At 30.6% G+C, this 14,042-nt stretch carries 12 protein-coding genes, 1 tRNA gene and 2 pseudogenes; 6 read left to right on the top strand and 9 right to left on the bottom strand.

The window, feature by feature from the left end; all coding sequences use genetic code 11:
• Positions 1-141 precede the first annotated feature (141 nt).
• Positions 142-543 carry a secondary thiamine-phosphate synthase enzyme YjbQ gene (locus tag J2T59_RS06995; protein WP_259135217.1) on the top strand — a complete coding sequence of 134 codons (402 nt, stop codon included), beginning with the start codon at positions 142-144 and terminating at the stop codon, positions 541-543.
• Positions 544-547: 4 nt separating this feature from the next.
• Here J2T59_RS06995 and J2T59_RS06990 read toward each other — a convergent pair whose 3' ends face one another.
• Positions 548-1,693 (bottom strand): MFS transporter, encoded by a 1,146-nt coding sequence (locus J2T59_RS06990; RefSeq protein WP_259135215.1) that lies wholly within the window; start codon positions 1,691-1,693, stop codon positions 548-550.
• Between the two features lie 603 nt (positions 1,694-2,296).
• Entirely contained in the window at positions 2,297-3,163 is an 867-nt protein-coding gene (locus J2T59_RS06985; RefSeq protein ID WP_259135214.1) for a DUF1638 domain-containing protein, read from the bottom strand.
• A gap of 412 nt (positions 3,164-3,575) precedes the next feature.
• Between J2T59_RS06985 and J2T59_RS06980 the strand changes: the two genes are divergently transcribed.
• Both J2T59_RS06980 and J2T59_RS06975 read left to right on the top strand, forming a co-directional pair.
• A complete protein-coding gene (locus tag J2T59_RS06980) occupies positions 3,576-4,499 on the top strand; it encodes a hypothetical protein (RefSeq protein ID WP_259135213.1) in 924 nt (307 codons plus the stop codon).
• 149 nt (positions 4,500-4,648) lie between these two features.
• On the top strand, positions 4,649-5,200 hold the full coding sequence (locus J2T59_RS06975) for an inorganic diphosphatase (protein WP_259135212.1): 552 nt from the start codon (positions 4,649-4,651) through the stop codon (positions 5,198-5,200).
• 56 nt (positions 5,201-5,256) lie between these two features.
• Here the strand turns inward: J2T59_RS06975 and ppsA are convergent.
• Positions 5,257-7,677: pseudogene (gene ppsA, locus J2T59_RS06970) on the bottom strand (phosphoenolpyruvate synthase).
• A 241-nt stretch (positions 7,678-7,918) separates the two neighbouring features.
• On the opposite strand from ppsA, the gene J2T59_RS06965 reads away from it, so the two are divergent.
• Entirely contained in the window at positions 7,919-8,314 is a 396-nt protein-coding gene (locus J2T59_RS06965; protein ID WP_259135211.1) for a hypothetical protein, read from the top strand.
• A 33-nt stretch (positions 8,315-8,347) separates the two neighbouring features.
• Here the strand turns inward: J2T59_RS06965 and J2T59_RS06960 are convergent, their stop codons facing one another.
• Positions 8,348-9,106, bottom strand: coding sequence for an MBL fold metallo-hydrolase (locus J2T59_RS06960; protein WP_259135210.1), 759 nt, complete (start codon positions 9,104-9,106; stop codon positions 8,348-8,350).
• A 177-nt stretch (positions 9,107-9,283) separates the two neighbouring features.
• Between J2T59_RS06960 and J2T59_RS06955 the strand changes: the two genes are divergently transcribed.
• Positions 9,284-9,368, top strand: a tRNA-Leu gene (locus tag J2T59_RS06955).
• Positions 9,369-9,465: 97 nt separating this feature from the next.
• Here the strand turns inward: J2T59_RS06955 and J2T59_RS06950 are convergent.
• Positions 9,466-9,816: a putative dsRNA-binding protein gene (locus J2T59_RS06950; RefSeq protein WP_259135209.1), complete on the bottom strand. Its 351-nt coding sequence runs from the start codon at positions 9,814-9,816 to the stop codon at positions 9,466-9,468.
• A gap of 5 nt (positions 9,817-9,821) precedes the next feature.
• A complete protein-coding gene (locus J2T59_RS06945) occupies positions 9,822-10,223 on the bottom strand; it encodes a ribonuclease III domain-containing protein (RefSeq protein ID WP_259135208.1) in 402 nt (133 codons plus the stop codon).
• 133 nt (positions 10,224-10,356) lie between these two features.
• On the opposite strand from J2T59_RS06945, the gene J2T59_RS06940 reads away from it, so the two are divergent.
• Complete coding sequence (locus J2T59_RS06940) at positions 10,357-10,977, top strand: hypothetical protein (RefSeq protein ID WP_259135207.1); 621 nt, start codon at positions 10,357-10,359, stop codon at positions 10,975-10,977.
• A gap of 202 nt (positions 10,978-11,179) precedes the next feature.
• Here the strand turns inward: J2T59_RS06940 and cas1 are convergent.
• From cas1 to J2T59_RS06925, 3 genes and pseudogenes are all read right to left on the bottom strand, one after another.
• Positions 11,180-12,211, bottom strand: a pseudogene (cas1, locus tag J2T59_RS06935) (CRISPR-associated endonuclease Cas1).
• Between the two features lie 179 nt (positions 12,212-12,390).
• Positions 12,391-13,191: a phosphatase PAP2 family protein gene (locus tag J2T59_RS06930; protein ID WP_259135206.1), complete on the bottom strand. Its 801-nt coding sequence runs from the start codon at positions 13,189-13,191 to the stop codon at positions 12,391-12,393.
• Positions 13,192-13,439: 248 nt separating this feature from the next.
• A complete protein-coding gene (locus tag J2T59_RS06925) occupies positions 13,440-13,601 on the bottom strand; it encodes a hypothetical protein (RefSeq protein ID WP_259135205.1) in 162 nt (53 codons plus the stop codon).
• Between the last annotated feature and the right edge of the window lie 441 nt (positions 13,602-14,042).

Here is a 14,042-nt window from a genome sequence, read left to right as displayed (position 1 = left end):
ATTTAAAACACCGAATGGGATATTGAATTATTTAAGTGTTAAAAGAGGATATTGGGAAGGGAACATATCCAATAAAGTTTAACACCAAAGTTTTTTACAGCCTCAATTAAACAATAGGTTTAATTAAAGGGAGTTAAACATATGAAGATTCTTACACGTAAAAGAACAGATATTATTGATATAACAAGTAGAGTAAACAGTCAAATCCAAAAAAGTGACTTGAATGACGGAATTTGCGTAATTTATAGCAAACACACTACCAATTCATTAGTTATTAATGAAAATGAAAAAAAATTATTGTCAGATGTAAGTAAACTTTTAGCCAAGCTTATACCAGATGGAAACGATTACTTACATGACTCCATAGACAATAATGCAGCAGCACACTTAAAGTCTACTGTATTAAATAATAGTTTAGCAGTTCCGTTCAAAAACAAAGAATTAGAGCTTGGAAGATGGCAATCTCTTTTTTTGTTTGAGTTTGATGGACCAAGAGAAAGAAATTTGTTAGTATCTTTAGTTAAATGTGATAATTTTTACTAGTTTATCACATATTTTTTGTACTATTTCCATCCAGCCCAACAAGGTCTTTTCTCATATATAATGCTGAAATCACTACACACAATCCTAAAATGCTTGAAACCAGAAAAACCCCACTAAAATTAATAGCTGCAAGGATAACACCAAAAACTGCGGGGGATGCAGTTTGGCCCGCATATTTCATCGTATTATAGATAAGGACAGTACTACCCATCATATTACTAGGAGCAACTACAGTTATCGAGGCACTCAAGAGTGGTTGTGTCATTCCAAATCCAACACCAAACATAAGTAGGAAAAAATATATCATGTACAGTTCTGGCAATATACCTATCCCAAAAATTGCAATTGAAATAAATAAAAAACCAAACAAAATTATTTTAGTAAATGAATAAGCTAATGCGAGCTTTTTAGCCTTTGATGCCACAATTATCATTGATATTCCTTGTAAACCAATTGCAATACCTGCACCCATTGAAGTGAAGTTAAACTTTTCAATTAAAATAAAAGGTACATAAATAACAATGGTATATAATAAAAAAAATGACATGAAACATAAAAACATAACATAAAACACATTAATATTTCTTAAAACTGAAAACATACGTTTAAAAGTAATCTTTTTTTCTTGTGGTTCTATATTAGTTTCGGGTAAAATGTAGCAAGCTAATACAGCCAATGGTATTGTTAACATATAAAATAAAAAAGGGTAGTTCCAGGATACAAGAGCCATGGATCCTCCTATAAAAGGCGCAGATATCGCACCAATAGATGTGGTAACACTAATTCTCCCCATTGCATGAATTCGATCAACTTCATCATAAAGTTCTCCAATCATTGTCATGGCAATGGGTATCATCCCAGCAATACCAATACCTTGAATAAATCTTAAAATTAAAAGGATACCCAAGTTAGGAGCTAGATAGCATGCAAAGCCAGCTATTCCATTGATTAAAAGACATGGAACCAATATTTTTTTCCGACCTATACTATCTGTAATAGTACCAAAATAAAGCATAAAAACTGCTGTAGAAAGAGTATAGATTGCCATGACCCACCCAACCGCTTCTCTAGTGGCATTAAGAGGTTCTACCATGATAGGAAGAACTGGACCTAATAATGCTCCACCAGCCATTCCAAAAAAAGATACCATGCTGAAAATAGAAATATAAAATCTAGTTAAATCTCCCATAAATAATAACCATAATACTAACTATACAAAACAGATAGTCTATAAATATAACTTGTAATTGTCAACAATCAATAAATGACTCTATAGAATTCTATGTGTTTTTGATACTAAAAATAAACAAAAGCACCCAGGTATGAATGATTTTATCAGGAAAATACTTAAACTTTATTGATATATCCATGGCTGTATCATGAATACCTCATCTTCCATTGTAGAGCAGCAAGTATTCTAAAAGAAAGCATACTCATCACCAGTTAATAGCCCTATTTTTACTAAAAAATAGTTAAATGGGGACTATAGAATCATCGTAGAACTCATTGAATTGTATATAATAAAAGTGGATTGAAATAGATCCCTAGAAACAATTTCTCAGTTCTACAGAGAAATCAAGTTAAAAAATAAATAAATCAGGTGAATAAATAAAATATAAGATATCAGTGCATAATATCGAAATATATAACTCAGTTAGAATTATTGTTTATATAAGGATTTCTAAGAATACTAAGTTTAATTCATATATGTTAAAAAAATAGGAGGAAAAACCAACTCCCAAATGAAAACAAGTTATGCCCTAGGAACTTGTACTTGCTTTTTATTTTGATATGGTAAATTAGGTGATATTATATACGATTTAGAGTTTGAATTGATGATATCTTGCTTAAACTTCATGTATGAACTATAAATCAGCTTTCTATTACCTTCAACTTCTAATACTTGTAAATCAAAGAGTTCTGCAAATTCTTGGATTTTTGACTCATAGCTATCTACATGAGAAGCGTCATTTTTTATCATTACAACAGTATCATAGCCCATAGAATCAATAACAAACTTAGCTGAATCAATATCATCTTCGTTCTCTATAAAACCACAATACTTGAACATTGATTGCCAGTTCTCAATCCACATGGGAGTCATTAACAAACTATTTTTCCTCTCAAAGCTTGAAATCATCTTCAAAAAAGATTTTCTTCCACCAACAACAGCACCTATACAATCGTCAACTATTTTATTGTTTGAATCTTTTAATATTGATACTGGACATTGCAATTTTTCCCAATCTGTTTCAATCTGTTTTAAAACATTTCCACAAAGGCCATAAAACATTAGTATCCCATCTGAGAACTGGGCCATCTTTTTAACTTGTGAGTATACATGTTGTTTTAATTCTCGGGGTTTACCGTGTAATGATAGGCTCAAAATATTGATCATTAAAGAAAAATTATCATCCGAGCTTTTCCAATAACCTTCTCTTAAAACGTTATCATCCACATAAGTGAATTGAAAACCCAGGCCATTAATTTTTTCAGCAATACCTATACTTTCATCATTATTTACAACATAAATATTCTCGATCCTGCTGCCATCTTTTTCTATTAGTTCTACAATCTCATCTTCGAACATTCGACACGCAGTTATGTTCATTATGGTCATTAAAGAACCCCTCATTTAATATAAGTTATAATTGATTTTTTTAGGTTTTTTTCATAATGATTTTATCATTAGCTTAGATTTTTACTTAAGTATTTATTTTAACGGTAGTTTTGATAAAATCAATGGTTTTGATAATATCACCTTTATTGTTTATCCTTAATAACTATATGCTTAACATGGTTAACAAAAGAAGAAAGTAAATGTTATTTAGAAATTTATTTTCTAGGAATAGATACTTTCAGTAAAAACTTTATCTAATTATAGAGCTAAATAGTATATATCTATCACAAATCTAAAACAATTCCTTCCAAAAACATTATTTTGAATTATACTTACTAAAGGTAAAAAATAAGCTCATAATAGTGCTTTAAAAACGAATAATCTAAGATTTAAGTGCAGGATGGGAAATAATATGACTGATAACACAAATAACATGGATTTTGACCAAAGTATTGCTCTTGGGAGCCTTATAAAGCCCGATAATCCTAAATTGGAAAAGATAAAAAATCTCTATTTATTAGAAGTGAGTTATTTAGATTATCTAATTAATATAAAAACTTCAATAGCCTCATATTTCTCTTATCATGACAAAACAATTACTGACAAAGATGTGAGGAATGCAATTAAAAATATAAAGCATAACATGGAAACAGAAATAGGTTCATTTAACACTGATTTTGAGAAACTAATTGCAATGGAGCTTGCCAAGCAGGTAGAGGATTCTCCATTAACCTCTCATGAATTAAACCTAGTACTAGACCACATAATAGCTGAAATTGAAAATCTTTCATGGATTGAAGATGAGCAAGCTTTTGTTAAAAGAAGTGCATATATACTAGACTATCTATCAGATGAAGATATTTATAATTATGAAACTGAAATCGAAGATATTATTGATGAAATGGGACTACCATATGTTCAAACAGAGTTCTTTTTACTCAAAGAAGATAGTGACGTTGTGTTAGAAGAAGAACACAAGCTAGAACCTGAAATCTTTGAAATGGATGAAGATGAGATACTAAGAATTGTTCCTGAAGATTGTGATGAAGCATATAACTTTTTACAAAAGTATGTTTTGGAACTCGCAGAAAGTGGTCAATTTGACAAACTTGAAAGGTTTTATGATAAATTTGTAGAAGAATATAAAACTTATATTCCAATTTATCTATTCATGTCAATGGCATATCTTGATCATGACCCAGAAGTTGCACGTTCATATATTGACCATGCATTAGAAGTCATTGAAACAATTGATAACTTTTCAGTGGCTGAAAAAGCTGATTTGAAATCTAGTTTAACTGACATGTTAGAACAAATCGAAACCATGCTCAACTAAATTAGCATTTTTATATTCCTTACTTAATTTTTTTCTTTTTCTAACTAAAGTACTAATTGTAAAATCCATTTAGCTTAGTTTCAACAATAGATTTTTAAGATACTTATTATATTAGCAGTTGTACATAATTATTATGGAGGTTCATTTTTATGTTAAACGATCACTGGAAAGACTTACCTGCTGGTCCAAATGTACCAAATGTTGTATATGCTGTAATAGAGATTCCAATGGGAAGTAGAAACAAAATAGAATATTCTAAAGATTATGGAACCTATGTTTTGAACAGAGTTTTACGAAGTCCATTACATTATCCAGGAGAATATGGTTTCATCCCAAGGACACTTTTTGACGATGGCGACCCTTTAGATATAATCGTTCTAATGGACGAGAAAACGTTCACGGGCTGTGTAATTGAAGCAAGGCCAGTAGGACTTCTTATGATGAACGATTCTGGAGAAGAGGATGATAAAATCTTAGCTGTGCCAGAAAAAAACCATAGGTACGATCATATAAAGGAATTATCAGATATACCTGAACCTATATTAAATGAAATTCAGCACTTCTTCAGACGTTATAAGGACTTAGAACAAGGAAAAGAAGTTACTGTAAAAGGTTGGGATACTAAAGATGAAGCTATTAAAGCCATAAATCATTCAGTAGAACTATATAAGATGAATTTCAGTGACATTGAAGCGAAATAAGGAATATTTCTGTACATGGTATCACAAATTAATTTCCCAAAAGAACTACTTTAATATTATCTCTTCTTTGGGTACTCATCTCCTCCATCACTAGATAATTCTAGAAGAATCTTCAATACAGAGTCTGGATTCAAAGATATAGAATCTATTCCTTCTTTCACTAAAAACTCGGCAAACTCTGGAAAATTACTTGGGGCTTCTCCACAAAGACCTATATACTTTTTGTTCCTTTTAGCTCCTTTTATTGCCATAGATACCATTTTCATGACAGCTTCATCCCTCTCATCAAAGTTTGTACTCAAGTATGAAGAATCTCTATCAACCCCTAAAGTTAGTTGAGCTAGGTCATTTGATCCTATAGAAAAACCATCAAAATAACTACTGAATTTATCAATCAATAAAACGTTGGAAGGAACTTCGCACATAACATAAACATTAAGACCATTAAGACCTCTTCTTAACCCATATCGCTCCATTATATCAAGAACTTTTTTTCCCTCTTCAGGCTTTCTACAGAAAGGTATCATTGGAACAATGTTCCTTAAACCCATTAAATCTCTGACTTTTTTCATTGCCTTACATTCAAGACCAAAACCTTCTTTATAATTTTCACTATAGTATCTAGAAGCACCTCTAAAACCTAGCATTGGATTATTTTCATCTAAATCCTCGAAATATTCTCCAGCAATTAGAGAGCCATATTCATTAGATTTAAAGTCACTGAACCTAACAATAACATCCTTCGGGTAAAATGAAGCAGCTATTGTCCCTATACCTTCAGCAAGCTTTTCAATGAAATAGTCTTCATAGTCTGCATAACCATATGTCAATTTTTTAATCTTAGCTAATGTATCTTTATCCCGCACTTTTTCTGGATGAATCAAGGCCATTGGATGAATTTGAATCATACTAGATATTATAAATTCAAGTCTTACCAGCCCTACACCATCATTTGGTATTCTTGAATTATTAAACACAGTTCCTGGATTCCCTATATTCATCATTATCTTGGTTTTTGGCTTTTTAAAAGTTTGAATGTTTTGCTTTTGAACCTTATATGGCAATTTTCCATCATATACATAGCCAGTTTCACCTTGTGCACAACTAACAGTTATTTCTTGCCCATTTTCTAAATTCTCAGTAACATCTCCAGTTCCAACAATAGCTGGAATTCCGTGTTCTCTACTAACAATAGCAGCATGAGAAGTTCTACCACCTTTATTTGTAACTATAGCTGAAGCGTTTTTCATTATCGGTTCCCAATCAGGAGTGGTTGTATCTGCAAGTAAAATCTCTCCTTTTTTAAATGAAGCTATTTTTGAAATATCTTTTATAATATGGGCCTTTCCAGCAGCAATTTTATCCCCAATACTTTTACCAGAAGCTAAAATTTCAGATTCCTCTTCTAATATATATGTCTCAATTACATTCGTATCTTTCTGAGATTGAACAGTTTCGGGCCTTGCTTGGACTATGAAAAGTTCACCTGTAGTCCCATCCTTTGCCCATTCTATGTCCATTGGCTGAGATTTGCCAAGTTTTTTCGAGTAATAATCTTCAATGGTAATAGCATATTCTGAAAGTTTCAATATTTCCTTTTCATTAATGCAAAAAACATTACGATCACTTTCAGGTACTTCGACATTTCGAGTAACCATTTTAGATTCGCCTTTACCATAAACCATTTTAATTGATTTTTTACCAATATTTTTCTTAATTATAGGTTTAAACCCATCTCTGAATGTAGATTTGTACACATAGAACTCATCTGGATCTACTTGACCCTGAACCACATTTTCACCAAGGCCATATGCACCTGTAATAAAAACAACATCTTTAAATCCACTTTCAGTATCTAAAGTGAAAATCACACCACTAGATGCTAAATCTGAGCGAACCATCTTCATTACACCAATTGATAAAGCAACATCAAAATGGTCAAATCCTTTATTAACCCTATATGAAATAGCTCGGTCTGTAAATAAAGATGCAAAGCATTTGCTACATGCTTCTTTTAGTGAATGGTACCCCTTAATATTAAGGTAAGATTCCTGTTGACCTGCAAATGATGCTGTCGGCAAATCTTCAGCAGTTGCTGAGCTTCTTACAGCCACATCAACCTCGTGGCCATACTGATCACACAAAGTGTCATATGCGCTCTTTATTTCTTCCCACAAATCATCAGGAATCCCTGCATCTAAAATCAACGACCTAGCAGCATAGCCTTTTTTTTAAAGATCAGATAAATCAGATTGATTTAAGTCCTCGAGGATACTCTTGAGCTCTTTTAAAATATTAGCTGATTCTAAAATGTGCCAATATGCTTTCGAAGTTATAGCAAAGCCATTTGGTATCTTTATATCTTGTTGTTTTAATTCACTATACATCTCACCAATAGATGCATTTTTTCCGCCTACTAAAGGAATATCATTAATTGTAATGTCCTTATTCCACATTATGTAACTTGGTTCCTTCATAAAATTCCCCTAAAATAAAAAATTAATGATTTATTGAAATAACTACAAATAGTATAGGAATTCAAAAAATAAATAATATGCTATGAGTCTTGAAACATAGTTATAATATAGATTCGAAACTAAATTTCAATAACTATATTTTAAGATAAACCTTATATTTTTTATTAGAGAGCTGATTTGACATAAATGTTTATTATTTAATTTGTTATATCTTAATAATAAAATTTGGTGAGATGCTATAATGCCAACGTTATCGGAAAAAGATATAAAAAAAATAGCTTTACTCAGTATTAACTATATTTTATCTAGTTTACAGCAAAAAACTGGATACGTTACTACTGATAGACCAAGTAAAAATAATGGATTACCAAATTCAGCTATGCAAAAAACATATGAAAATATTCTTAAAAATGAACTCGTTTCGAGTTCACTTATATCAAATGAAAAAAATAAGCTGCATATGGCTGCTAATATCTTAGTAGAGCCTAATTTTGATATGTCGAATGTAACTTTTTACTTGGTTATATGTAACTCAGATGATTATATTGAAATACAAGCTACAGGTGTATATAGATCAGACATTGATTTAAAAGGCTCTAGGTTTCAACTTAGCCAAATATATGTAAACCCAATTTGAAAAAGAATTATTATGCCTTCAGAAAAGTATAAATTAAATTTCAAGTACCATTTTATCTTCAGCTATTTTTATCCAACCTGTAAAACTATTATTTAAACATTCTATTGCCTCTTTTTCATGACCTTTCATATGAGGATATAGATGAGTAAGAATTATTCCACTTAAATTGATGTCCTTTTGTTCAATTAGGACTTGAGCTAACATATCTGGCTTTGTGTGATTAGTAGTTATGAATTCACTTGGAAATGAGCATTCATGAATAAGACAATCAGCACCATCAGCAAAATCAATTATTGAAGAATTAGGTTCAGTATCACCTGTATAAACAACTGTTTTTTGATTGGATTCTATTCGGTAAATAAGTGAAGGTACACTATGAATTCCATTAATTGCCTTTATTCTAAAATTTGTACCTGTTATAACAAAGTCTTCATATGCTTCAATTTCCTTAATGTTAACTTTTACTTTTTCCTTTAAGTAAGAATAAGTGTTAAGCATATTTTCAATATATTGCAAAGTTCCCGTTGGACCATATAAATCAAGTTCATTTAGTCCACATAGATGATTCGCTTTAACCAAACAAAGGAGGTCAGATACATGATCTAAATGTAAGTGTGTTAGCAATATTTTATTTATTGAAGTGTGTTTTATGTTTTCATCATTTATACGATTTAGAGTCCCACTGCCACAATCAAGTAGTAAAAAGTTCATCTGATCCTCTAAAAGTATTCCTGATTGAATTCTGTCCTTCTGTGGTATAGCCACACCAGTTCCAAGAAATCGAATGATCATACTATAATAATAAGGCTTAAGTAACTTAACTTTAATTATGGGTTGTTTAATAAAGATTGTTTAACAAGTTGAGACAAATTTAGCTTAAACTAATGGCTTTCCAATGTCAATACAAAAGTATAGTGAAAATTATATATTAGTTGTAACATTAGTAGAGCACAGAATTTACTCTTTTTTGCGAGGGTTGCCCAGCCAGGTCAAAGGCGCCAGACTTAAGATCTGGTAACGAAGGTTTTCGTGGGTTCGAATCCCACCCCTCGCATATTTAGTTAGGGTTATAGTTATCTTCAAAAAAGTGAACTCTCATCATTTTTTAATAATGTTTATTTACAAAACTGGTTTCCCAGGTTAAAATATCTTCATGATTCGTCAAAAAGTTCTTTATTTGCATTTTCAGCAGCATCATCTTCTGCATTTTTTTTACTATCTCCAGTCCCTTTATATTTTTTTTTCTTTATCTCCACATAAGTTGCATACTTAGGTGAATGGTCTTCTCCCGTTTTTTCACATTCTTTAGAATAAGAAGGGATTCCATATCCATGCTTCTGGCATTGCTCTTGTAGGTACCCTTTTGGGTTTTCATCTCTTTTACTTTTAATGGGGTGTTCTGAATATTTTTTTAAATAATCATCTAAATCAGACAAAAAAAAAGTTTCTATAAACTTATTTGCCCTCTCAAATCCTTGATCGAGATAAATTGCTGCAATCAAAGCCTCTAAAAAATCTTCACTCCTTTTTTCAAGTTTTGTTTTTTTTTATATTCTCCATTACCTAGAAATAATAAATCTCTATCCAAATTGAGACCCGCAAATTTTTCATATAAAGTGTTAGTTTTACTGTAATGTTCTTTTATATATGATAACTCTCCTTCTCTTCCATGGTATTTTGAATAAAGATTATGTGCTATTGAGAGTTCTAAAACATAATTCCCCAAAAACTCTAATCTTTCATTATGTCCATCGAAAAGCCCACAATTAGATTTAATTTCGGGATGTTCGTTAAGATACGAAATGTGAGTAAGAGCTTCTCTTAAAATTTTCTGATCACTCAAATCCACACCAATTAGCTTTTGAACCTTATTTAATATTTCTTGATATCTTTTTTCCTGTAGTGTCACTATTCTAACTCCCTTTCATTGTCAATGATGAATGGAACTAATAAAAATATTTTTATATGGTCACCCAAATACTTCTTTTATAATTTTTCGAGGGCTTTTTTTATACCAAAAATATCAAAACAGTAGGTGAGTAATGTTGAGCTTGGATGTTGCTAAAAAGAAATTAAATAATTTTTCAGAGGATTTGGGCTTATTATCAATATTCAATTCTTCTAACAAAACTAGTGATATTAATTGGGATGATCTTAATGATGATACTAAAAAAATATTAAATAGGTTTTCAGAAGAGTTTGGTATATCACCACTATTCAATTCTTTTAACAAAACTAGTGATATTAATTGGGATGATCTTAATAATGATACTAAAAAAATATTAAATAAGTTTTCAGATGAGTTTGGTTTATTAGCACTATTCAATTCTTCTAACAAATTTGGTAATATTAATTGGGATGATCTTAATGATGATACTAAAAAAATATTAAATAGGTTTTCAGAAGAGTTTGGTTTATTAGCAATACTGAATTATTCTAAAAAAAGTGATAATATTAATTGGGATGATTTTATGAAATTCATGGATCGTCTAGTGAAAGTGATGGATAATTTAGATTATGATTGTTGGGTTGGTCTTGCTAATATTAATTGGAATGACCGTACAGAAGTAGTAGTTGGTCTTGTGAAAGTAATACCTAATCTTGTGAAAATGATGCATGCTTTAGATGATGATAGTCAGGCTAATCCTGAAACCATGGCATAAGAGTGATTCTAAATATTTTCTGTTATGAAATAAATTATTGTATTTGGTAATTTAATTTTTCATAGATTCGAGTACATAATAAAGCTTGTAGTTATATATTTTTTTATTAATATTATTTGATACAATATTAAATCATCATCTAATTTATTTTATCACTACTGCTTTTCTAATCCTATAAAATCGTAAATATAATATTAAATTATCATGCTTCACCCTTCAAAATTTCCCAGTTCTCAAGTCTTTCTTTAACATGAGAATTCAGTTTAAATGGTTTACCTGATTTAGCATTCTTTTTCATATAATGTAGTGTACCTTTAGAAAACCCCATTTCTTTCCATTCAGAGTATGATAAAGCAATAATTTTTTGTCTAAGTAATTCTGACTCAGCTCTTTCAATTTTATACAACGGTTTGTTAAAATCTATGTTATCCTTTTTTCCTGTAAGGTAATGTGTAAGTTCTCTTGCTTTTAAAAATAGAATATAATTCCATGATTTATTGGTGTTTTTGTAACTTACCCTTTTGTTCAACATTTTGTTGAATTCATTAGTTACTTTTCTTGCACCTGTTGGTCTAAGTCTTAATGAATAAGATTCAGTTCTGATAAAATCTTTCTTATCCATTTCATCTCTTTCAATCAGGTTAATTACTGCAAGATCAACAAGGAATCTAAAAGGCTCTTGTAAATCATAAGCTAGACTGTTCTTACTTGGATTCATTTCATGTAAAAACCCTACATGAGCATCAAGACCGTTTGAATTAATAGCTCTTAAACATTCAGCTTCAAGCAGAGCATACCCATAATTCAACATAACATTAACTTTGTCTCCTGCATTTACTGGTCTTCTGTAGTCATCAATCCTTGAGCCAAATTCATATTTTGATGGAACTGATTTTCCAAACTCTTTCCAGTATTTCCAAGCAATACCACCTTCAATACCCATAATCTCTTTAATCGTAGTTGCATTTTGTATTTTATTCAATTCAACTGAAAAATCAAATTCAATTTTAGAGTTTTTTTATTTAAGATCGTCAAGAACAGTTTCAGATTTTGAAATCTTGGCTTCGATTAGCTTTTTAGCTAAATACACTCTAGCTTTCTTATTCTCAAATGCATGATATTGAGCAAATTTAGTTTTAACATTGGTACTTTCAGATGGTAACATTGTAGTCAATAATTTTCCATTCCAATCCATAATTGTAACCTGTACATTATGTTTTATTAACCATCTAATACCTTCAAGAGTTAGATTTCAACTTTTGCCAAGTATCACTATATTACCTTCAATCATTTCTTCTTCACCAACCTCTTTCTCACCACAGTATACTTATTCAAAGTAGTTAAAAAACCAGATCAATCATTCTAGCAACGGTATTTTGACTTTTAAATTTGTAACATAGCCAAAAATCAATATTAATTTCTTTTACCATAAATAACCTGGAAATTTGATATTCTTTTGTGGACCTGTTCAGCTGTATAAAAACTGATACCTGCAAGTATCACTCCTGCAATGAAGTCCAGTATCCAGTGTATTCCCAGATAGAATATGGTAAACTGAATAGCTATTGTAATGAATATGGCAATGGGTTTGAAATTATCGAGGTCTGTTTTGAATATTATGAATAGCATTGCCAAAAAGGAGAGGCCTGCATGCAGGCTTGGAAAGCATCTGTTGAGAAATGGGTCTAATGACCTTAAACCATCGTTTATAATAGGACTTAGATTGTAAAGAAGAGGAACAACATCAGGCAATGTGTGTCCAGTAACAGCTACAGGAGTGAAGGTATAGAAAAAGAAAGCCAGCATATAGGCAATTGTGATTGCAATGGCATACTCCTGCAGTGCTTTGACCTGTCTTGTGAACAGAAGTATCACAAATGTGAAGGTTAAAAGGAAAGGGAATCCTATAAGATAAATAAATGAGCTCACATAGGTCAAAAAGGGACTGGCAATTATCTGGAAAAAGCTTACAATGTTGCCTTCCACATCAAGAATGTAGTCTGCAAGTGCATAACTTTGAGAAATTCCAAGCATGGTTACTATTGACCATTGAGACTTCACAAATATATATGCAAAAGCTACCAGCAACAGGTAGGGCAAAATTTCAGATAAAAACGAAAACTTATGAGTTGTTGCTGAAATAGTTTCATTTATCTTTCTTTTTTTGTATTTGTATTTATCAGGAATGAAAAGGTAGTATGCAATCACGTTCATAATTAGAACCGATGGAACCAGGATCAAAAATAAATAAATATCCTTCATTTTATCAACATCTTGAATTCAACATTTTTCACTAATGGTTTAGCCTTGTGTTAATCATTTGAATTAATAAAAATTACAATGTTAGATTAATCATTGTGAATAGAGCCAGTTCTTAGCTATTTCTTTATCACTTCGAATACTTACCTTTGCTTCTATTAAGTTTGACCTTATCTCTAAATAATGTGCAAGTTCTTGTTTAATTAAATTATCTTTGTTAATCCCATTAATCTAAGCATGTCTTCTACATGTCTTTCTTTAGTTTTAAGGTGAATTAGGAAATCTCTTGAAGCTCTATTAAGTTCAGGTTTTACTCTATCATTTTCTCTTTGAGTATTTGGAGATGTTTGCTGAGAATAAGACATTGAATTATATCGGTAAATAATGTCATTGTACTGATCAGTTTTTTTCTGTTCATTGTTTCGTATTTCTCGGTCATTCTCTATTAAGCTATTATACTGGTTAATATAAGCATTATATTCATCAATTATTATCTGATATCACTTATAAGATTAGCACACCCTACTGTAGCCACAACTATAACTATAAAAAAACATATAGAATTTGTTTTGATGTTTTTGACATATAATACCTTCTAAAAAACTATAAAATAAATATTTGAGTGCTCATATAGAAAGATTTCTATCAGTTCCATATTATGATAACAATAAAAAAAGGTGAAATAGTGATATAACAAAAATTAAAAAAGAGCTAATAAAATCAAAAAAGATTAAATAAAAAACAGGAGTTCCTTTTTTGAAGATAACTATAACCCCGCATATTTGGCTATTAGTTTCTAGTAACCT

It is taken from the genome of Methanosalsum natronophilum (genome assembly GCF_024808815.1).
GTDB lineage: Archaea > Halobacteriota > Methanosarcinia > Methanosarcinales > Methanosarcinaceae > Methanosalsum > Methanosalsum natronophilum.
Note: the sequence above shows the minus strand (reverse complement) of the source record. Positions and strands in the feature narration are given on the sequence as shown.